The organism is Nonomuraea sp. NPDC050153 (genome assembly GCF_044460125.1).
Classification (GTDB): domain Bacteria; phylum Actinomycetota; class Actinomycetes; order Streptosporangiales; family Streptosporangiaceae; genus Nonomuraea.
The window spans coordinates 728,815-748,824 of the sequence record NZ_JBITJQ010000001.1; the positions used below are offsets into that span (position 1 = coordinate 728,815).

Consider the following 20,010-nt stretch of genomic DNA (forward strand, 5'->3'; position numbering starts at 1 on the left):
CGGAGGGCTTCCATATGGGCGGAACCGAAGGCGGTCAGTGGTGGCCCAAGTGGGCGGAGAGGAGGGCGGCGGCGCAGGCGTCGACCTCGGCCATGAAACGTTCGGCCGGGCCGCACACACTGATGACCGCCGCCGACCGGCCGTGGTGGTCGAGGATGGGGGCCGCCACGGAGGCCGCGCCGCTCGGCGATCGACATCGCGTAGCCGCGGCGCCGGATGAGCGTCAGGTCGGTGCGCAGGCGGCCGGGGTCGGTGACGGTGGCGGGCGTCAGACCTTCCAGAGATCGGCTGAGATAGCGGGAGATCTCCTCTTCTGAGAGGAATTCCAGGAACGCCTTGGACGACGCGCCCGCGTGTAGCGGATACGGGATTCCCAGCGAGACCGACATGATCAGCTCCCGCTCGGGCGTGGCCTGGTCGGTGTAGACGCGGGTGTCGCCGGTCCTGATCGACAGGGCGGCGGTCTCGCCGGTGAGCCCCGACAGCGCGGGGAGTTCGGGGACGGCCACACGTTCCGCCCGTGTCGGAGGTCTGCGCGAGACGGTTGTGGACGGCTTCACGGGGTTCACTGCCGAACCGCGTGACCCCGCCTTGTTGGCGGAAGCGATTCACCGCGCCCTCTCGGTGAGTTCAGGCGAACGCGCCCGGCTCATCGAGACCGGAGGAGCCCTCCTACGTCGGCGGCACGACTACCTCGAGAACATCCGTGCCGCGCTAGCCTTCGTCGCGCCTTGGGCTCTGTCCGTCACGGTGAGGAGCGCAGTCCGGTGAGGGTCACGATGTGCCTGAATTCCGATCAGGACTTCTGGCACCCGTCGCAGGAGCACGTGGACCACCTGCGTTCGAGCTTCTCCGACGTGGAGTTCCACGTCGCCACGCCCTCCACCGTGCCGGACGATCTTCAGGAGAGTGAGGTTCTATTTGATGAATACCCCTTCGCCAGGACCCTCGAAGGAGCCGGTTACAACGAGCGGGACTTCTCGCTCAAGTTCATCGGCGCAAAGGCGAACCAAGCCGGTGGATCGACCCAGAGCATCTTCTGGTCCAGATACCGTGTTCTGAACGGTGATCGGTTCTACGTCTTCCCCGAGACGGACGGCCGGTAAGTAGCGGATTCAGCACAGGGGCACCGGCCGGCAGGCCGGTGCCCCTGCCCATGCGGAGGCGGACACGTTCATGCGTGAAAAGCAGGCCTACTACCTGGACGTCGTCGGCTACTTCGACGAGACCATGTGCGTCACCTGGGCCGAAGGGCTCGACGTGGACGCGGTCGCCGTCGTCTTCGGCAGCGGGCTGGACACCGGGCGCAGATACGACATCGTCGAAGCCGAGAACGAGGGCTTCGAGGCCCGGGAGATCGCGGGGTGGCCCTGCTCGGCGATCGCGGGCCGGCTCGGCGACTGGAGCGTCGTCGTCGAACCTACCTACGGCGACAAGGGCTCCAACGCGGAAACGCTCCGTGACCTGTCCGCTCGGGGGCGGGCGCTCAACGCGTTCTCGGGCGTGACCAGCCACGCATTTGACTACTGGGCGGCGGGAGAGCAGGTGACCTCTCTGACGTTCATAGAACTGAACGCCGCCGAGCCCTTTCATCGGGGTGGCGGCAGCCCGCAGCTCCTCGACGACGTGGTGAACGACTTCCACTCCGGCGAGGTTGTCGCGTTCCGGGCTTTCGCGCTGGCGCTGTGCGAGCACCTGGCCCAGGAGCGGCTCACCCATGACTGGCTCTTCACCAAGCACCGCTGGCTGCTCTGGGAAGACCTCGACGACTGGTCCTGATTCAGAGGGGGAGGACCGCCGATATGGCGGTCAGCTCGGCTTGCAGAATAACGATGCTGACGACTGAGCGAAGGAGCATGTGTTTCCAGTGCAGGGCTTCCCGCTGGGAAATATCGCGTTCGTCCGTGACCGGGCCCAGGAATGTGCCGGAGTCAGGCCGCGGCCAGAGCGCCGTGAACAGCAGGAATGCCGCGCCGGCCGCACACGCCTGCGCCACCACGTTCGGCACCGTCGCGATTCCGGCTGACGGTCGGCACCTGGCGAGCGGCCAGGAACAAGGCCCCGGTGCCGAATGCTGCGTCGACGCCCACATTTCTGGGATGGCTTCGTCGAAGGCGAGTGGGTCTGACCTGGGAAGGTGCTGCGGTGATCGCCCCGGTTCGGTGGGGACTGGCGCAGGGTGCTGGACCTGTTCAAGGCGGGCCGCACGATGGCCGAACCGCCCAATGCCCTGGATGAGCACTTTGGGATCTATACCGGTGGCGCCATGACCACATCGGTCGTGGAGGTCTGCCGTCCTGCCACGGATGCGTAGCAAACTTCTTGTGACCGCTCGGTTGGGCCCTACTTACCTGATCGTTTCCCCTTGCTTGGTTCCGTTGTTGCCGGGCTCATACGTTGCTCTACCAGCGGGGGCAGGAGGCAGAGCGATGGTTGGCGAGGAACGTGGGCACTGCGTGGTTTACAAGCGGTGTGGGTGTAGTGATGGGGCGAGTGGCAGGCGGTTAGATGGTCGCTGTGGCCGTTTGGCCGAGGGGGGCATGGGAGCTGGTATTTCGCGGCCCGGGTTGTGGGGCGTCGGGTCGGCGGGAGCGGGTTCGGCGCGGTGGCTTCGCAGGCGCGGTGTGCGGGCGGTGAACTGCTGCTGGCGGAGGAAGAGGGGCCGCTCTCTGCCGGGTGCACGGTGGGGCAGTGGTTGCGGTACTGGTTGTCGGTGGTGGAGTCGCGGTTGCGGCCGACCACGCACCGGGCCTACTGGGATCACATGCGGCTGCATCCGGTGGTGTGGACGGCTCGTCGGGAGGCGGCCTGGCGGCATGGGGAAGAGCGGCCGCCTTCCTGCGCTTCGCGCGAGAGGATTCGCTGTTCGTGCTGTGGTGGCTGGTGGCCTTGCGGGGGCTTACGCGCGGGGAGGTCACTGGGTTGCGTTGGGCCGACGTCGATCTGGAGCGGCGCGAGCTCACTATCGCCCATGAGCTGGTGCACACCGATGAGGGCTGGTCCTGTGCGAGCCGAAGAGCGCGGCGAGCCGGCGAACGTTGGCACTCGATCCGGAGACCGCGCGGCTGCTGCGCCGGCACGAGCGTGCGCAGCGCCGGCTGCCGGGGGAGAGGTGGTCACCGACCAGCCCGATCTTCACGCTGGGAAGCGGAGCGCCGGTGCAGCCGAGCTATCTCACGCACCGCTTCCACAAACTGGTGGCCGCGAGCGGGCTGCCGCCGGTGCAGCTACACGATCTGCGGCACGGAGCTGCGACGTTGGCACTGGCGTCGGGCACGGAGTTGAAGGTGGTGCAGGGCACGCTGGGGCATGCGAGCATCGTGCTGACCGCCGACACCAACGTCTCGGTGCTGCCGCAGCTGTATCACGACAGCGCCAAGGCGACCGCGCGGTTGGTGCTGAAGGCGGTGCGGGCGACCAATCGGAAGATCGACAAGGAGCGGGCTGGGGCGTGACTCACATGTGGCTCACCGTGACTCACGATCAGATGACGCGACTACAGGCTCGTGTAAAGCCGCAGGTCGGCGTGGTAGGGCGGGTGGGACTTGAACCCACGACCCATGGATTATGAAGATCGCCGGGTCATGCCCGCCGTCGACCGTCACGCGCACCCGCGTCCGTGCCTCCGGATCTGAGTCAGCGAACCATTCGGCGTCCTGCAGCAACAGGGACGGGGCGATGGTGCGGCCGGGCAAGAGGATCTGCAGCGCCTGCAGCCGCAGGGTCCCGATCCGGGCCACGACATCGCCCGCGCAGGTCAGGAACGGCTGCACTGGCAGCGGCCTGCCGGGAACCGGATCGGCCGACACCTGGAACCAGGCCACCCGGCCGAGCCCGGAGCGGCGGTTACTCGCGTCCCGCTCACCAGGGTCGGGCGTGCCGGCGTCGTTCATGCCCCACAGGCCGGTCGCGTCCTCGCCTGCCCGCCCATGGCCGACGATCTCGCCACGAACAGGCTGTAGGCGTCGGAGGAGGCGACGCGGCGGTCACGCAGGGTATGCGGTGTGAGTTCGCCGTACAGCGCCGCATGCATGGTGTCCACGTCGCCCCCAGGTCGCCGCCTAGTGCCTACAGTTGACATCTCTTTCGGGTGTGGTGTACGTGTCCGGGGGGTCCATCATGCCGATGATGTCGACGTCGACGACACTACGCCATTTCGTAGTCGCAGCGCTCGTGCATGTCGCGCGCCCGGTAGCCCGGTTGCCGGCGCCACCACCAGGGCGGACCTTGTCCTTGCCGGGGGTGCCTGCGGGCATCCAGGTGCCGTTGATGAGCTGCTCCAACTGGACGGTGACCAAGGCCTGGGTACCGGGCGGGCACTTGGTGATCTCTACCCACCAGCCATGCCCCGACGCCTCGAAGGCCGAGCTGGAGACGTGCACGTAATCGCCCATGGTCTTGAAGAGGCAGGCCTTCTGGGGGTCGACCGTGCTACTGCGGGCCGTGTCCACCTCCCCCGAGCGGAGGATGGACTCCTCGTCATCCGCCGACCACTCTGCCTCGTCGGGATCGAGGGCGGTGATCTCGTCGGCGGACGGCTCCGCGAGGTCGGTGTCGGCGGTCGGCTCCGCGAGGTCGGTGTCGGCGGTCGGCTCCGCGAGGTCGGTGTCGGCGGTCGGCTCCGCGAGGTCGGTGTCGGCGGTCGCCCACAGCGCGGGGGGATCCGCGCTCGCGGCCGACGGTGCCGCGGCGAACAGGGCGGCTGTGACGGCCACGGCCGCACCGGTCGTTCTCCATGCCTTTAACATGCGCTGACTCCTCTGAGAAGACGGATCGCTTCCGCCCCGTTATCTCGATCCAGTTGTTGACCAGCAAGAGCGCTGATCATTGAGACGTTCAGTCGGCGATGACCACCGGGCGCTGCACAATTCGCCCGCACAAGGGGCAGGGCACAGCACAGCAGGTCAGCGTCGCAGGACGCGCCTCGCGAAGAGGAGCCGGCGATGCGCTCTACGACAACGAGGTGTTGGCCGTGCCGGGTCGGCAGCAGGCGGATTTCGGGCAGCGCCCTACCCGGCCGGTGCGCAAGCTGGTCCGGGAGTCTGCGGAATCTTCGGTTCCGGACGTCCTGTCCCGCTCGGAAACACGGTTTCGTGCTGTGAGCTGGGGTTTTGCTGCATGATCAGGGCAGTGGCTGCGTCTATCGCGAGGTGGTGTTGTCGCTGGTCTGCCGGTTGATGAGGGGCTTGTTCGGCCTGCTGGCGGTGTTGGTCCGCGCTGACCTGTCCAAGGATGTTGAGCTGCTGGTGCTCCGTCACGAGAACCAGGTGCTCCGCCGTCGACTCGGTGACCGGCCGCGGTGGGATCACGCCGACCGGCTCTGGCTGGCGGCGTTGTCGCGATTGGTCCACCGTCGCCGGTGGGCGGAGGTGTTTCCGGTCACCCCAGCTACGGTCTTGCGCTGGCATCGCAACCCCATAGCATGCAAATGGACCTTCACCAACCGGCGGCGTCCGGGACGGCCCGGCACCCGTCGGCCGATCAGAGCACTGATCCTGCGGATGGCTCGGGAGAACCCGACATGGGGACACCGGCGAATCCAAAGCGAATCGGCCCGGCTGGGCTTCAACATCGCGGCCTCCACGGTGTGGGAAATCTTGCACGCGGCCGGTATCAGTCCGGCGCCCCGCCGGGGGCCGACCTGGAGTCAGTTCCCGGCCGCCCAGGCTCACGCGATCATCGCGTGCGACTTCCTGGTAGTCGAGACGGTGTTGCTCAAACGGCTGTATTCGCTGGTCTTCATCGAGCACGCAACCCGGCGACTGCACCTGGCCGGAGTGACCGCGCATCCGACCGGCGCATGGACGGTGCAGCAGGTCCGCAACCTGGTGATGGACCTGGGAGAACGCATCGCGGGGCTACGATTCGTGATTCACGATCACGATTCGCTCTTCACCTCCGCCTTCCGAGAAGTCTTCGCAGCTGAAGGGCTGCGAACTGCGATCCATCCGCCGAAAACCCGTCGTCGCAGGCACGATCAGCGAATACCGCCACGCCGCTTTACTCAATATTCGAGCGGTACAGGTACCCGACGGCCTGCTCAACCAGTACCGGCAGGCCGCATAGACGGGACGGATAACCGCAGGACAGAGCCGCATCCCGGGTTTCGCGCCCTACAGGGCCTGGGACGACTCCGACCTGTGCCTGTGGCGCGAGGACGGCGAGTGGACCCTGCAGGGCCCGGACGGCGTGATCGAGGTGGAGGGGTTCGGCTTCATCGGCCACATCACCGCCCGGAACGTGGCCGGCGCCAAGGCCGCCGCCGCTCGGTGAGAGCCGGCAGCGACGCCGCAGGCCGCCACGGTGAGGAACACGGTGAGGCACGCCGTGAGGGCCGGCACGCGCGACATGGGCGCGGGCGCATGGCTGGGTCCGGGAAAGGGCATGGGAGCCGCGGCGAGCGCGCGGCACCGGCGGCGGAGTCGTGGATGCTTCGGGCGTGCCTGCACGGCAAGGCAAGCTACCCGGTAAGACGCCGGGGCCGCGCGCGTTTCACCCCCATGGGCGTGCCGCGCGGATGGCCGTCACGCGAACGGCGTCAGGAACTCCCGTGGCTTGAGCGCGCGGCCGACGATTCGCACGTCGCCGATCCACCCGTAGTAGCCCTGCCCGTACGCCAGCGCGAACTGCGTGCCGCCGATGGCGAACGGCCGGCCAAGGGTCGAGATGCCCTTCGACGGCTGGGATGGGTTGCGGGCGATCCTCGACCCGTCCACGTACACCACCGTGCGGTGAGCGTCGTTGACCACCGCCACGTGCATCCAGCGGCCCACCGGGAGGGCGTGGCTCCACGAGGTGGGGTCGGCGTCGCGGTCGGTGGGGTAGACGACGTACTGCAGGAACCGCTCGGGCGACAGGTTGAGGCTGCACGTGGGCTCGTCGGGCGACCACCCGCTCGACTTGCCGGCGTCGCCGCTGCGGCCCTCCCAGCTCAGGATGCCCATCCAGGCGTGGTCGCCCTCGAACGGCTCAGGCAGCTTGATGAACGCCTCGATGGTGTAGCCGGACTCGAACTTCATCGCGTTGATGGGCGCGTTCGCCGCCGACCTGAGCACCGCCCCGCGGTCCGGGTTCCTGCCGCCGTCGAAGCGGAGGCTGGCGTGGGCGGGCTGGCCCTCGTGGTGCTCGGCCGACCACCTGAGCGTCTCGGGGGCGCCGGCGTGCAGCAGCTCCATGGTCAGGTCGTTGCCGCCGCCCGTCAGGTCCCGGGCGAGGGCCCCGGCCGGGACGACCCCGCCGTCCGTGCCCGCCACAGCCAGGCCCTCGGCGTCGAACCTCCAGTACGCCACCGTGCCCTTAGGCATCACCGCCTTGGCGGGCCTGGACGGGAGCGTCGGGCGCGGGGCGAACCCGGCCAAGCGCTCGTCGAAGTCGATCTCGATGCTGAAGCGGTCGACGGGGCCGGTCAGCTCCAGATGCTCGGCCTCCAGCGGGGTGCGCTCGTCTGGGTCGCGGGCCAGCAGCCAGGGCGACAGCGTCTCCACGTCGACCACGTTGCGGACGAGGTCGAAGGCGTAGAGGCGGATCATGCCCGCGCCGCCGTAGTAGCGGTCCTGGTAGTTGGCGACGTGCACGTGGACGTCGTGGCCGGCGTCGTTCTTCAGCACCGTGCGGCCGGGCGGCCAGTAGTGGCCGTTGAGCGTCAGGAAGATCTGGTCGTTGCGCTTGATGAGGCCGTCCCACAGCCGCTGCCCGTGCTGCGACAGCGCCGCCACGCCGTCGTCGCCGGCCCAGGCCAGGTCGTGCGTGGTGAGGATGGCGGGCAGGGTCCGGTTGGCGTCGATGACGCCCTGCGCCCACTGCAGGCCCATGTCGGAGATGCGCCAGTCGAGGGCGAGCACCAGCCACTTCCGGCCGCCCGCGTCGAGCACGTGGTAGCTGTTGTAGCCGTCGGGCGAGGCGCCCCGGAACGTCGGCATCCGGGCGTACCTGGAGGGGCCGAACGCCTTGAGGTAGGCGGTGTCGCCGCGCTGGTCGTCGGTGCCGGAGTTCACGTCGTGGTTGCCGGCCAGGACGCTGTAGGACAGGCGGCCGTCCAGCGACTTGAACGCGTCGGAGGCCAGGCCGAGCTCCTCCTCGGTGCCGTGTTCGGTGACGTCGCCGAGGTGCGTCATGAACGCGATGTTCCGGCTTTCGCGCTCGCCGGTGAGGAAGCGGAACGTCTGGCGCACGGGGGCGGGGTCGGAGCGGTCCTCGTCGAACAGGTACTGCGTGTCGGGGAGCACACCGATGGTGAAACGCGGGTTCTCGCGGTCGAACCGGCCACCGCCGGTGGCGGCTTGCACGGGGGTTGCGCCGATGAGGGTCCCGGCGGCGGGGGCGGCGATGGCCGCCTGCAGCAGGGCACGGCGGCCGAGGGAGGGGTGAGGCATGTCAGCACCTTGATCGTCGCACGTGGCGCGGTGGTGCCCCGGGCGGTAACGCTCACCTTCCTCCGGGGAAACCTTTCACCCCTGGCTACGCGCGCCCGATTCCGGCCCCGTTCCGGCCACACTCCCGACCCCAGCCGGCCGGGCACGGCGCGCGTCCTTGAGCAGACGATCAACCCAAACTGGGTGTCTGCTCAACACCGTTTGAGCGCCTGCTCAAGAAGTGACCTTTGCGTATAGAAGACTCGCAGGTCAGGCCGTTGGATGTAATTTTCGCCCGACAGCAAGACGGCTACAGCCTCGCGTCCTGACGATTACATGACCGGGTCTCTAAGGGGAGGCCGGGCCGAGGCTCCATCCGGTGACGTTGCCCTTGACGTCGCCCGCGGCCAGCCAGGACTCCCCGTCGTCCTCGGCGATCACCACCGAGTAGACGCGCCCACCGGGAGACTTCAGCGGGTCGCCGAGTTGCTTGCCGCTGCGCAGGTCCCAGACGCGGATGGTCCCGTCGAACCCGCCGGAGGCGACGACCGCGCGGCCCTTCACCCTGCCCACCGCCAGGCAGGCGACCTCGGCGGTGTGGCCGGAGAACGAGGTCTGCTCCCGGCCGTTGCGCAGGTCCCAGACGCGGATCTTGCGGTCGGAGCCGCCGCTGATGCCCACCGGCGCGCCGTCCATCACGGCGGTCGCCACAGCGAAGACATCACCGCTGTGGCCGTGGAAGGTGGCGCCCAGAGCGCCGGTCTCCAAACTCCACACCCGCGCGGTGTCGTCGGCCGCCGCAGTCACCGCGAACGGGTGCCCGTCCATCGTGCCGGTCGCGACACCGAACACCGGGTCGCCGCCCGCCGCCTTGGGCTGGGGTCCGGAGTCCTTGCCCGTCTTCGGGTCCCACACGTGGACCTTTCCGGCCTCGTCGCCGCTGACCAGGACCGTCTTGCCCGAAACCTGCGCCGGGGCGATCGCGTAGACCATTTTCTGGTGGCCTTTGTAGGTGGGGCCGAGCGGCTCGAGGCTCTCCGCGCCGGAGACGATGACGGCGCCATTCGGCAGCCGCCTGAACGTGGCCGCCTGCCCGTCCACTTCGCCCACGTCGATGGCAGCGTTCGTCTCCTCGCCGCCGGAGTTCTTCAGCTTGGCGAGTTCGCTGGGGTGCGTGTCGAACTTCCACACCTTGGCCACCCCCTTGGTGCTGCCGGCCAGCACCGCGCGCTGTCCGGTGTAGATGCTTACCGCCAGGGTGTTCACCTCGTCGCCGAGGGTGACATTTGCCACCTTCCTGCCGTACGGCCGGGCGGCGACGCTGGTCGTCGCCGACGGTATGTCCGTCGTCGCCAAGGGCGTGGGTGTTGATGGAGAGTCACTCGCTCCCCACCGCAGGGCCAACACAATCACGCTCACGAGTACCGCCACGGAGGAGACCGAGCCCACCACCAGGAGCTTGGACCGCTTGCGACGTGGGTCGAGGGCGGCGGGTGGCGTTCCGGGAGCGGGTGTCCCGGCGAGCCCGGCGAAGGGCGGTCCTGCTGACGGCATGCCGGTAGAAGGTGTCCAGGCGGGTGCCACTCCGGCCGGAGGAGCTTCCGTTGGTGGAGCTGCGGCCAGGTGAGCGGCCGGGTCCCCGCCGACGGGCTTGGTCACGATCTGGCCGTGACCGAGGAGGAGGTGCAGGACCTCGGCTGCCGTGGGACGTTCCGGCGGCGCCTTGGCCAAGCAGCGGGAGAGAACGGCGCGCAGGGGCTCGGGGACGCCGTCCAGATCCGGCTGGGCGTTGAGGATGCGGTACATGACCGCAGGCAGTGTGTCCTGGCCGAAAAACGGGCGCCCGGTCGCGGCGAAGCCCACGGTCACCGCCCAGCTGAACACGTCGGATGCGGGCTGCGCCGGCTCACCGTGGATCACCTCGGGAGCCATGTACGCCGGGGTGCCCACCGAGCCGCCGGTGGCGGTCATGTCGATCGCGCGCGCGATGCCGAAATCGATCACCCGGGGGCCGTCGGAGCCCAACAGGACGTTCGACGGCTTGAAGTCGCGGTGGACGATCCCGGCCCGGTGGATGGCCGCCAGCGCGGTGGCCGTGCTGACCGCGATGCGATCGAGCGCGCCTCCGGACCTGGGTCCGTGCTCGCGGACGGAATCCTCCAGTGACGAGCCGTCGACGAACTCCGACACGATGAAGGGTCTGTCGCCGTCGACCGCCACGTCCAGCACGCGGGCTGTGCAGAACGCCGCCACCCGCATGGCCGCGTCCACCTCGCGTAAGAAACGCCCGCGCGCCTCGCTCCTCCTCGCCAGCCTGGCATGCAGCACCTTGATCGCCACCCGCTCGCCCGAGGCGCGCTCGGCCAGGTAGACCACGCCCTGCCCGCCCTCACCGAGGCCCCCAACGATGCGGTAGTCACCCAGCTGGGTCGGCTCGCCAGCTTGCAGGGGGCGGAACATAGTTCCCGACGATACACGTTCAGCAGATCAACGGCGATTCCGCACGTTCACGCACCTGGGGGTCGGGAATCGCGGGATGCGTGCCGCGTTGTGTCGCGTGAGTCCATCGCCGGCACATGGCCTCCGCTCATGGAAGGCGTCCTTTGCCTGCAACTCGGCTCTGCGCCTGTCGAAGATTCCATCCGTGCGGTTCAAGCCGCATGTGAGTGACTCGTGGAGGATGCCGCCGAGTCGGTCTCTTCGGCATATGTTCAGGTCGGTGATCCGCTCGGAGTCCATGAGCGCAGCGATTGGCTGGACCGTGTGCGGCGTATCGGCCTGGCCGGGAGGTTCACCAGCGCGGCGCCGTTCTTCGCCGACCTGTGCGCCGTCGAGGACCAGGGGTCCTCGACCCTCCCCTGACCCAGGGAGGCGCGCCGCGACCACCCCGGGGTTACCCCTTGGCCGGACCCCGATGCGTGCGGCTGGGCAGGTTTCTACGATGAACATGCCCGTCAGGGGCACGGAGGAGCATGTTATGCCCGTCAACCCACGTATTCGGGTGTGTGCATTTCCGGCACGAATTCGTGCTTTCGGTTGGTCGACTTAAGTCGCATTAAGCAGTAAAGCTTGCCGCGGCATAGCGGTGACATTGAATACTCGCGTTACTGTACAGCTTCTCGGAAAGGTGGGATCATGATTGCTCAACCATTCAAACCCACCCCTGCCATGACCACGGTGCATCTGCTCGACGGGCCCTTTGTGACGATGCGCGGGACGCGCTGTACGGCGCCGAAGAGCAGCGAGCGGGTTCTCGCCTACGTCGCGCTGCGCCGGACCAGGGTAGAGCGGCGCTGTCTGGCCGGCGAGCTGTGGCCGGAGGGCGACGGCATGCGGTCGGCGGGCAACCTCAGGTCGGCCCTGTGGCGGCTGCGCGTCGCCGGCATCGACCTCATCGCCGCCGACAAATGGTCGTTGCGCCTGCACGAGGGCGTGGCCGTGGACTTGCACACGGTCAGCGACTGGGCCACCCGGCTCATCCGCGGCACCGCGACCGCCGACGACCTGCGGATCCCGCCATCCTGGCCGGAGGTGCCCGACCTGCTGCCCGGGTGGTACGACGGCTGGATCATGATGGAGCGCGAACGGCTCCGGCAGCGCCTGCTGCACGCCCTCGAGACGCTCAGCCGGCGGCTGATCCTCGCCGGCCGCGGTGCAGAGGCCGTCGAGGCCGCCATGCTGGCGGTCGCCGCTGAGCCGCTGCGGGAGAGCGCCCAGCGCGTCCTCATCGAGGCCCACCTGGCCGAGGGCAACAGGAGCGTGGCCCGCCGTGCCCACGAGGCGTACCGTGATCTGATCCAGCGCGAGCTCGGCGTTCAGCCGGCCACCGACCTCTTCCCACCCAGTCCACTACGAGTCCTGCCACGGCAGCTTGACGCGGACCCGGCAGACTCCGGCAGATGAACGGGCCTGCGGACGGCGACATCGGGCCGACCACCGGTGTCATGGTCATCACAGTGTGGAGCGAGCCGAGCGGACTGCGGGCCCGGCTCCGCAGCAGCCTCGATATCAGCAGGGGCACCGACAAGATCGCCGCCGCGGCCAGCGCCGCCGAGATCCAGGACGCGGTGGCCGAATGGCTGGCGCTCTGGGCCGCGTCCCGGTGACGCTGCGCGGACGGAGTGGTGACGCTCGCGCTGGACGATGAGCCGCGGATGAACCGCGCCGACCGCGATCGGAGGCCACGCCGATGGTACCCGCTGGTGGACCGTTCCGTCTTCAGCTGATGCAGGGCTTCGAGCTCACCGCCGGCCGGCGCCCCGTGCCGCTGCCGCTGGGGGCGCAGCGGGTGCTCGCCTTCCTGGCGCTGCAGAACCGCCCCGTGCTGCGCGCCTACGCCGCCGGCAACCTGTGGCTGGACAAGCCGGAGAAGGTCGCCTGCGCCAGCCTCCGCTCGGCACTGTGGCAGGTGCGCCGCTTCGGCCTCGACGTGGTGACCGCGACGCCCGGGTCGCTGCACCTGTCCCCGGCGCTGGCCATCGACGTCCACGAGACACTGGCGCACGCGCAGACCGTCGTGCGCGACCCCGGCGAGATGGACCTCTGCCCCGACCACCTGCTGACCGGCGAACTCCTGCCCGACTGGTGCGACGACTGGGTCATCATCGAACGCGAACGCGTCCGCCAGTTGCGGCTGCACGCCTTGGAGCTGCTGGGCTACCAGCTCATCGACCGCGGCCGCACGATGGAGGCGATCGAGGTGGCGCTGGCCGCGGTCGCGGCCGATCCGCTGCGGGAGAGCGCCCACCGCCTGTTGATCAGCGCCCACCTGGCCGAGGGAAATCGCAGTGAGGCGCTGCGCCAGTTCACGGCGTACGCGAGGCTGCTCGGCGACGATCTCGGCCTGACGCCGTCCGATCGGATGGCCGCGCTGGTGGCGCCCATCCGGCGCGGCGCCGCCGGCGTCAGCGGGCGGCCGCCGAACGCAGGACCGCCCGGCTGGCCGGCGCGACCAGCGGATCGCCTTGCGTGGCCAGTCGGCGAACCTTCGCCAGCAGTGCCGGGTCGATGAGGCCGAGCTCGCCGATGGCGAGAACGCCGAGCAGTCGGCCGGCGCGATCCGGGCCGTCGAGCAACACGGCGATGCCGGCGGCGTTCAGCCGCGGGAGATCCGGAACGGGCTCCGGTCCGTCGATCCGCAAGGCCCGCAGCCACACCACCGGATCGGCGTCGTAGCGGACAACCGTGCCGCGCCGACGCCAGGCCGCAAACTCCGGTTCACCGGCGACCAGCGGGGGGATGGCGACCGTGGCTCCGCCATGCCATCCGGCCGCCGTGAACGCCTGATCCACCTCGACGAACGGCAGGTGGGGGTCGAGAATCCTGATCTCCATGCCGGCCTCCTTCCGGATCAAGATCACTTAGCGGGCTTCGGCGGCGGCGGGTAGTCCACGGTGAAGCAACGTTTCGCCGCCGCCTCGAGCTTGCGCTGCGCCGCCCGCGTTTCGAGTGCCCGCTGCAGCTGCCGGGCCTGCGCGTCATTCAGCGACGAATAGGCCACGATGACGCGGGAGTCTGCCTGCTTCCCGGCCTTGTCGAGGCGGGGAGTCGCCGCAGCGTCGAGGATGCGGTCCGCGGCCGCGCGCGCATCGAACGCTCCCCCGGCCCCGCCGACCGGATGGATCACCACGAGCGGACCGGCCTCGTCCACCAGGTGTGTGCCGCTCAGTGACCAGCTCACCGTGCCGTTCACCGGTGAACCGGCCTGACGCTGCGCGGTAACGACAACGTCCGCCATCTGGATGGACTCGACGGTCTCGCCCGTGTACCCCTGGGCGAGCGTCTTGAACTGTTCCGCTCGGGCGCCGCCCTCCAGGCGGTATCTCTCCGAGATCCAGAACGCCAACGCGTGTTCTTCGCGCCCGGCCAGTGGCACCGCCCGGCCGGAGGTGAACTTCGAGGTGACTCGCTCGCTCGCCTTACCGCCCTTGGGCATCCGCAAGGTGATCGTGTAGTCCTTGTCGTTGAGCGCCTTTAGCGCAGCCCGCAGCTCCGCCTTGGTCATGCCGGCCGCCTGCTCACCCCCCTCCATCTCCAGCCGATCGAGAAGTGTCTGGAGGCCGGATCGGGCCTTCGCCAGATTCGCGTTCAGGTTCTTCTCCACGGCGCTCAAGCTCTGCACGGCTCGGGTGGGATAGTCCTTGATCTCGTGAAGGTCCGCCGCGGAACTGACGTTGACCCCGTCTCCGGCGAACGTGAAGACGATGTCGTCGAACCCCTGGCCGCCTCCCTCCTGCGCGGAGAACTGGACCCGCTTGTTGCCGTCCTTGACCTCGGCGATCCATCGGGCGTTCTCCGTCCGAGCCGCGATCTCGGAGATGTAACCACCCGTCCGGCCCGCTTCCCCGACGAAACTCCATCGCCGTTTGGTCGGCGGCTCGCCGGCCAGCTTCTCGAGGAATTTCTCGGCCGCCTCCTCCTTCGAGAAGCTCTGCGCTCGTTGTTCGGCAACGCGGATTTCGCCTCGTTCGGGAAGGAAGACCTCGAGCCATCGCTGGACCCGCCACCGCTTCTTGCCGTCCTTCGTGACCTCGACGATCTGGGCCGCCTCCGGCCGGTACCAGAAGCCCCGCTCGTCCCAAGTGAACTCCGAGACGAGCCGGACGCCGTCGGGCGTGGTGACGTGGACCAGCCGGGTCCGGACGCCGTCCTTGTCGATCTTCACGGGTTCCATCGTGATGGCGGGATTGTCCGTCGCCTCCAGATCGATCTTGGTCACGGGAGGTTCCGTCGGCGGTCCTTTGGCCTTGCTGAAAAGCCGTGGCTCCTCGTTGAGGTAGTGCGGGGGCGACTGGCCGGCCACACCTGGTTGATCGAGCTCGGCGCGACGTCTGCCCATGACCTCGCGTGCCGCGGCCGCGTCGTCGAGGCGGTCGCGGAACGCAGCCCATTGCTCCGCCGTAAGGTCCGGCCGAGCTAGTTGTGTCTCCAGTTCCGCATGGATCTGCTGCTGCACCTCCAGTTCGAGGTCGAGCTTCGCCCGCCAGGCCGCGGCCTTCTCCTCCAGGGAGAGCGAGGCCCACGCCACCTTGCGGTTCTCGTTGAGGAGCGCGACCTTGGCGGCATTCGCCGGATCGCGGATCTGGGCGACGTGCTTGCCCTCCTCGCGGAGGACGGTCAGTGGCGCCCCTTCGCGGGCCACCACCACCGGCCGGCCGTCGACGACGAGCGTCGCCGCCTGGCCGCGGGACACGCTGCCGGTACGGGCGGTGAACTCGGCGTCCGTCAACACGATGACCGGTGTGTCGAGGTGCCGTGACCTTTCGGCCGCCGGGATTCCGGCCAGCAGTTCGGTGGTCATCTCGCGTCGCCGGAGGCGCATGGCCTCCTCGAGAGTGCCGGCGGCCACCCGGGCGTTCTCCAGCGCGGCGCGGAAGTCGGCGGGCGTCCGGTCCGGGAAGATCGCCAGCCATTCCTTCTGCAGGGCCAGCCGTTCCTTCGGAGTCGCGCCGATGACCGCTGACCGTCCGCCGGCGAGGTCGATCTCGCGGCTGCCGCCGCGAAACAGCGATTTGACGGTCCGGCCGGCTAACGACAATCCCGAGCCCGCCACCTTCATTCCGGTGGCCATCGCGATGTTGGTCCCACCGGCCGTAGCGCCGGACTGCAGCACCGCGGTCCCGATATCTCCCTTCCAGGCGGCCCGGTCCTGCAACGTTGCCGTCATGGCGGACGGTGCTCCCTGGACGATCTGCTCAACCATGGAGGCACCTGCGCGGGCGATTGCCGGGCGGCTCTGCCGCACGAGAGACAGGGCCTTCTGGGCGGCCTGCATGGCTTCTTTCGTCACCGGCGCGCCCGGCGGTAGAACGGCCTTCAGCGCGGGCACGCGAAGCAGGATGTCGCCGAGCCGGTAGGTGAGCGCGGAGACGACAACATCCACGGCTCCGACGATCAGGTCCTCGGTGACCTGCTGTTTCCCGTACGCGCTGCCGAGGATGTCGGTCTTCACGGCCATCGACATGGCCGTGCTCGCGAGCGACGCCGCGATGGCGGCGACCAGCGGGGTGGCCGCACCGAGTGAGAGAGTTCCGACGATGGCCACCGCCATGATGGCGGCCACGGTCGAGAGGATCCTGACGGTCTTCTCGACGTGCTCGTCGACGGCCTTGCGGTAGGCGTCGGCCGCGAGCATCACACCGGCCTGCGCGTTGGCGAATCCGCCGCGCGCCTGCCGGATGGCGATGGCGTCTACCCGTTTGGTGGCCTCGGACAGCGCGGTGTACGCCTCGTCCGCCCGGCGATACTGGTCGCGCATCGTGGCCAGCTCGAACCCGACGACCATCTGCCGCCCCAGCGGGTTGCCGCGGAAGTAGGTGACCTCCTCGAATTCCAGGCGCCGCTTGGCCGCCTTCAACTTCTCCTCAGGAGTGACCGGTATCCCTTTCAGCGCTTCGCGGACGTCGAACGCGTTACGTTCCAGGCCCTGCACGCCGGTCTCATCCGACCAGCTGCCCGACTCGTCCTTGAGCCGGGCCTTCATGTCGGTATCCTCGCCGTGCTCCTCGCCGTACCGCTGATACTCCGCGTCGATCCGTTCCAGCTGCTCCGTCGTGCGTTCCTGCAGCGCTCCGAGAACCTCATCGCGGTCCATTCCCGGGCCGGTCACGGCGAACCGGACCTGCTCTGCCACGGTCAGGCCGCCGCCGTGGGAGAGACGGGCCAGTGCTTCCTTCTCGCCGCCGAACTGGGTCTGGTCGATGAGCATTGTCTCGAGCGCGGTCGCCGGATCGCCACCCCAGTCCTCGGCGTAGCGGGCGCCGAACTTCTGGCTTACCCGCGCGAAGCTGCGCTCGGCCTCCGCCATCGCGACGACCTCACGGGCTTCCTTGCGGTAGGCCGCCCGTTCCTCCTCGGTGATCGGGGGCTTCCCGGGTTTCCGCTGAGCCGCCGCGACCAGCTCCTCCGTCTTCGCCGCCACCTGCTCCCGGAGCTGGTTCCACCGGTCGACCTCCTCGAGGGCCCGGTCGTAGTTCATGGCCATCGCCTTGTTGATGTCGCGGTCGGAGGCGTAGAAGAAGCCCTGCTGGGCGAGCTGCAGGCGACCCGCCAGTTCCGCCGCGGTGTCGACGGAGAGCTGAGCCATGGCGATGTCGCGCCCGGCGCCGCTCTCGACCCGCTCCTGCAGGACGGTCCGCAGCTGCCTGCCGAACTCCGCCTGGTAGGCGTTCTCCATCGCGCGGATCCGGCGGCGCAGTTCGGCCTCGAACTCCTCGGTCGACCTTGCTGCGGCCCGCGGATCGGCTCGGAGCGACTGGCGCATCCGGTCGTAGACGCGGGACAGCGCGTCGAGATCCGCGGTCCTGCCCTCGCGGCGGATCGCCCGGTCGGCTTCGATGGCGTCGGCACGAGCCTGCAGGTGACGCTCGGCCGCGGTCATCGGCCGGTCGGGACCGGCCGCCTCGCGTGCCGCCTGGGCCTGCTTGAGCTCGAGCATGACAGCGACCTGGGTCGCGCCTCGTTCGTCCCGGGCGAAGCTGCTGTCGTCCTTCCTCGTCCAGCCGCCGAGCACCCGTTTGAGGCGGTTCATGGTCTCGGGGTCGGCCGCCAGCTTCGCCGCCTCGGCCGGTGGCAGATTCCGCACCGCAGCCAGGGCCTTCTCCGGGTCCTTCCCGTACCAATGCTCCGACTGGCTGATCATCGCCGTGGCCAGCTTGAGAGTGTCCACTTGGAGCAGGGCGAGCGCGCGGTCCTTCTCGTCACCGCTCATCTCGCTCTCGATCCGGCCCTTGAGCGACTCGTCGTGCTTGATGCCGTAGGCGGCCGCGAGCAGGTTGCTCTGCCTCTGGTCGAGGCCTTCCATGGCGCTGTAGACGTTGTCCTCAGTGGTTCCCGGACCCTCGAACGCGCGCCAGAGGGTGTCCACCCTGGTCGCCAGGTCTCCCGCGCCGCGTGGGAAGATCACGTCACCGAGAGTGACCATGTCGGCATACGTGTCCGGCTGAAGGGCGTACACCTTGGTGTGGATCTCCTCCGCCCGCGCGGGGATCTCGGCCGCGCTGAATTGAGCGCGGATGCCGATGGCGATGGCCTCGATCGGATCGCCCTGTCCCGCGGCCAGCAGGTCACGCATCTGGTTCGCCGCGGCCCCCTCGATACGCTCCGCCTGATCGGAGGTCTCGCCCGACAGGGCGGCCGCGTCCTCCGCCTGGATCGCGGCCACGAGCCGGATCTGCCCGGTCAACTGCTCCCGGGTAGCGGCCTCGGCCTGCTTCTGACGAGCCTCGTCGATCGCACGGGCCTGTGCGGCGGCGTTCTCGCTTTCCCGGGCGTGGCTTTGCTCGGCGGTCAGGACCGACCGCGTCCGCCGGTCTGCCCAGGCGTGCAGGGCCGCGGTGGCGGCCGTGCCGGCCTCGTCGAGCTCGGTCGTGAGGGCGTTCTTGGAGATGGCGGTCTGGTCTCGCCGTCGCGTCATCGCGGCGCGCAACTCGTCGGCGGCGACATCGACCCAGACCTGGTCACCCTCGTCGACTCCGTGCCGGTCCTCCTCCGGCATGCGTTGCTGCGCCGCGAAGTCGGCGGCCTCGTAGGCGTCGAGGTAGGCCTGCTCGGCCCGGTCCAGCAGTTCACGGCGATGTGCCGCCGCCTTCTCGAGTGCCAATCGCCCGGCGGCGACGTCGGCGTGGATGACGGACAGCCGCCGCGCGACCAGTTCGCGGACCAGCTCGGGTTTGGACGAGCGCAGTGCGGCCTTGAGCCGGCGGACCAGGTCTCGATCGGCGCGTGCGGCGCCGGCGGCACCGGCAGCCGCCTTCTTATGGGATTCGGCGACGAGGTGGTCCACGGCTTCCTGCGCCCCGGCACCGGCCTCCGTCCGGCGGCCGGCGGCGATATTTTCCAGCTCCTTACGCCGTGCCTCGACCACGGTGGCAAGTTCCGTCTGTGAGACGCCCATGGCGTGGCCCAGCTCGCCGATCTTGGCTTCGAGCCGCTTCTCCAGCGGTGCGGTCATCTCGTTCGAGATGCCGGTGTAGCGGGTGCCGATCCGGTTCTTCGGGAAGGCCGTCTCACGGGCGGACTGCACGATGCCGCCGATCGTGTCCGAGAGCTGGGCGGAGACGCGAGCCAGCGATTGCAGGACATCGCGACTGTCCGCCAGTTGCCGGGAAAGCGGCGGAAGCGTGCCCGGCGGCTCCCGGAAGTCCACCAGGACCCGGGGGACGGCGGCCGGCCGTGCGTCTGCGGATCGTTCGCCTTCGACCAGATCGGCCGACGCCTGCGCCGATCGGTCCCGCTCGGCGGCGTTGAACTGACTTGTCGCCGCGCCTGCACTTCGATTCAGGCGTGTCTCGACGGCTTGGACCGAGAGCACGTCGGGCGCCAACTCCTGCCCACGAGTGAGTTCGTCGATGAACTCACCGGCCAGCTGCGGCACCGTTCCGTCCGGCATGCGTCGGAGTACGGGCAATTCCAGCGGAGGCAGCCGGGCGGCCAGGGCGGCGGCGATCCGCGCCGTGCTCTCCGGAACCGGGTCGATGTCGACGGGCCGGATCGGCTTGCGGCGTGGCAGGCGCCGGCCGCCGACGTAACGGAGCTGTTCGCGGCCGGGTGATCCGGCGACGGCGACGAGCTCGCGGGCCGCCCTGGTGGGGGACACACGGGGGTGCGGCAGTCGTCTGGCCGCGGCCCGCGCGGCCTCGACGAGCTGCCGAGGAGTGCT

Annotated in this window: 14 protein-coding genes and 1 pseudogene; 7 read left to right on the forward strand and 8 right to left on the reverse strand. The window is 69.2% G+C overall.

Annotated elements, in window-relative coordinates:
- Window positions 1–34 precede the first annotated feature (34 nt).
- Window positions 35–389: pseudogene (locus ACIBQ1_RS03430) on the reverse strand (IclR family transcriptional regulator C-terminal domain-containing protein).
- A 378-nt stretch (window positions 390–767) separates the two neighbouring features.
- Here ACIBQ1_RS03430 and ACIBQ1_RS03435 point away from each other — a divergent pair.
- Entirely contained in the window at window positions 768–1,106 is a 339-nt protein-coding gene (locus ACIBQ1_RS03435) for a hypothetical protein (protein WP_397274342.1), read from the forward strand.
- 70 nt (window positions 1,107–1,176) lie between these two features.
- Entirely contained in the window at window positions 1,177–1,779 is a 603-nt protein-coding gene (locus tag ACIBQ1_RS03440; protein ID WP_397274344.1) for a DUF6461 domain-containing protein, read from the forward strand.
- 1 nt (window position 1,780) lies between these two features.
- On the opposite strand, the gene ACIBQ1_RS03445 is transcribed toward ACIBQ1_RS03440, so the two are convergent.
- Entirely contained in the window at window positions 1,781–2,008 is a 228-nt protein-coding gene (locus tag ACIBQ1_RS03445) for a hypothetical protein (protein WP_397274345.1), read from the reverse strand.
- A gap of 171 nt (window positions 2,009–2,179) precedes the next feature.
- On the opposite strand from ACIBQ1_RS03445, the gene ACIBQ1_RS03450 reads away from it, so the two are divergent.
- Both ACIBQ1_RS03450 and ACIBQ1_RS03455 read left to right on the forward strand, forming a co-directional pair.
- Complete coding sequence (locus tag ACIBQ1_RS03450) at window positions 2,180–2,314, forward strand: hypothetical protein (protein ID WP_397274346.1); 135 nt, start codon at window positions 2,180–2,182, stop codon at window positions 2,312–2,314.
- 724 nt (window positions 2,315–3,038) lie between these two features.
- A complete protein-coding gene (locus tag ACIBQ1_RS03455; RefSeq protein WP_397274347.1) occupies window positions 3,039–3,455 on the forward strand; it encodes a tyrosine-type recombinase/integrase in 417 nt (138 codons plus the stop codon).
- A 12-nt stretch (window positions 3,456–3,467) separates the two neighbouring features.
- On the opposite strand, the gene ACIBQ1_RS03460 is transcribed toward ACIBQ1_RS03455, so the two are convergent.
- From ACIBQ1_RS03460 to ACIBQ1_RS03475, 4 genes are all read right to left on the reverse strand, one after another.
- On the reverse strand, window positions 3,468–3,893 hold the full coding sequence (locus ACIBQ1_RS03460; protein WP_397274348.1) for a hypothetical protein: 426 nt from the start codon (window positions 3,891–3,893) through the stop codon (window positions 3,468–3,470).
- A gap of 168 nt (window positions 3,894–4,061) precedes the next feature.
- Window positions 4,062–4,715 (reverse strand): hypothetical protein, encoded by a 654-nt coding sequence (locus tag ACIBQ1_RS03465; protein WP_397274350.1) that lies wholly within the window; start codon window positions 4,713–4,715, stop codon window positions 4,062–4,064.
- A 1,809-nt stretch (window positions 4,716–6,524) separates the two neighbouring features.
- Window positions 6,525–8,372 (reverse strand): LamG-like jellyroll fold domain-containing protein, encoded by a 1,848-nt coding sequence (locus tag ACIBQ1_RS03470; protein WP_397274351.1) that lies wholly within the window; start codon window positions 8,370–8,372, stop codon window positions 6,525–6,527.
- Between the two features lie 327 nt (window positions 8,373–8,699).
- Window positions 8,700–10,811 (reverse strand): serine/threonine-protein kinase, encoded by a 2,112-nt coding sequence (locus ACIBQ1_RS03475; RefSeq protein ID WP_397274352.1) that lies wholly within the window; start codon window positions 10,809–10,811, stop codon window positions 8,700–8,702.
- 675 nt (window positions 10,812–11,486) lie between these two features.
- On the opposite strand from ACIBQ1_RS03475, the gene ACIBQ1_RS03480 reads away from it, so the two are divergent.
- The 3 genes from ACIBQ1_RS03480 (at window position 11,487) to ACIBQ1_RS03490 (ending at window position 13,362) form a co-directional block, all read left to right on the forward strand.
- A complete protein-coding gene (locus ACIBQ1_RS03480) occupies window positions 11,487–12,254 on the forward strand; it encodes a BTAD domain-containing putative transcriptional regulator (RefSeq protein WP_397274354.1) in 768 nt (255 codons plus the stop codon).
- The gene (locus ACIBQ1_RS03485) at window positions 12,251–12,457 is read left to right on the forward strand and encodes a hypothetical protein (protein WP_397274355.1); all 207 of its coding nucleotides are present in this window, start codon (window positions 12,251–12,253) and stop codon (window positions 12,455–12,457) included. The genes ACIBQ1_RS03480 and ACIBQ1_RS03485 overlap by 4 nt, the downstream gene beginning before the upstream one ends.
- Before the next feature lie 119 nt (window positions 12,458–12,576).
- Window positions 12,577–13,362 carry a BTAD domain-containing putative transcriptional regulator gene (locus ACIBQ1_RS03490; RefSeq protein WP_397274356.1) on the forward strand — a complete coding sequence of 262 codons (786 nt, stop codon included), beginning with the start codon at window positions 12,577–12,579 and terminating at the stop codon, window positions 13,360–13,362.
- Here ACIBQ1_RS03490 and ACIBQ1_RS03495 read toward each other — a convergent pair.
- Together ACIBQ1_RS03495 and ACIBQ1_RS03500 are read right to left on the reverse strand one after the other, a co-directional pair.
- Window positions 13,256–13,684, reverse strand: coding sequence for a hypothetical protein (locus tag ACIBQ1_RS03495; RefSeq protein WP_397274358.1), 429 nt, complete (start codon window positions 13,682–13,684; stop codon window positions 13,256–13,258). The genes ACIBQ1_RS03490 and ACIBQ1_RS03495 overlap by 107 nt on opposite strands.
- Window positions 13,685–13,707: 23 nt before the next feature.
- Window positions 13,708–19,947: a hypothetical protein gene (locus ACIBQ1_RS03500; protein ID WP_397274359.1), complete on the reverse strand. Its 6,240-nt coding sequence runs from the start codon at window positions 19,945–19,947 to the stop codon at window positions 13,708–13,710.
- Between the last annotated feature and the right edge of the window lie 63 nt (window positions 19,948–20,010).

What these genes read in the sequence shown, in the direction of transcription:
- ACIBQ1_RS03440 (WP_397274344.1), top strand. Translation starts at nt 1,177, where the DNA reads ATGCGTGAAAAGCAGGCCTACTACCTGGACGTCGTCGGCTACTTCGAC.
- ACIBQ1_RS03460 (WP_397274348.1), bottom strand. Translation starts at nt 3,893, where the DNA reads ATGAACGACGCCGGCACGCCCGACCCTGGTGAGCGGGACGCGAGTAAC.
- ACIBQ1_RS03470 (WP_397274351.1), bottom strand. Translation starts at nt 8,372, where the DNA reads ATGCCTCACCCCTCCCTCGGCCGCCGTGCCCTGCTGCAGGCGGCCATC.
- ACIBQ1_RS03475 (WP_397274352.1), bottom strand. Translation starts at nt 10,811, where the DNA reads ATGTTCCGCCCCCTGCAAGCTGGCGAGCCGACCCAGCTGGGTGACTAC.
- ACIBQ1_RS03480 (WP_397274354.1), top strand. Translation starts at nt 11,487, where the DNA reads ATGATTGCTCAACCATTCAAACCCACCCCTGCCATGACCACGGTGCAT.
- ACIBQ1_RS03485 (WP_397274355.1), top strand. Translation starts at nt 12,251, where the DNA reads ATGAACGGGCCTGCGGACGGCGACATCGGGCCGACCACCGGTGTCATG.
- ACIBQ1_RS03490 (WP_397274356.1), top strand. Translation starts at nt 12,577, where the DNA reads ATGCAGGGCTTCGAGCTCACCGCCGGCCGGCGCCCCGTGCCGCTGCCG.
- ACIBQ1_RS03495 (WP_397274358.1), bottom strand. Translation starts at nt 13,684, where the DNA reads ATGGAGATCAGGATTCTCGACCCCCACCTGCCGTTCGTCGAGGTGGAT.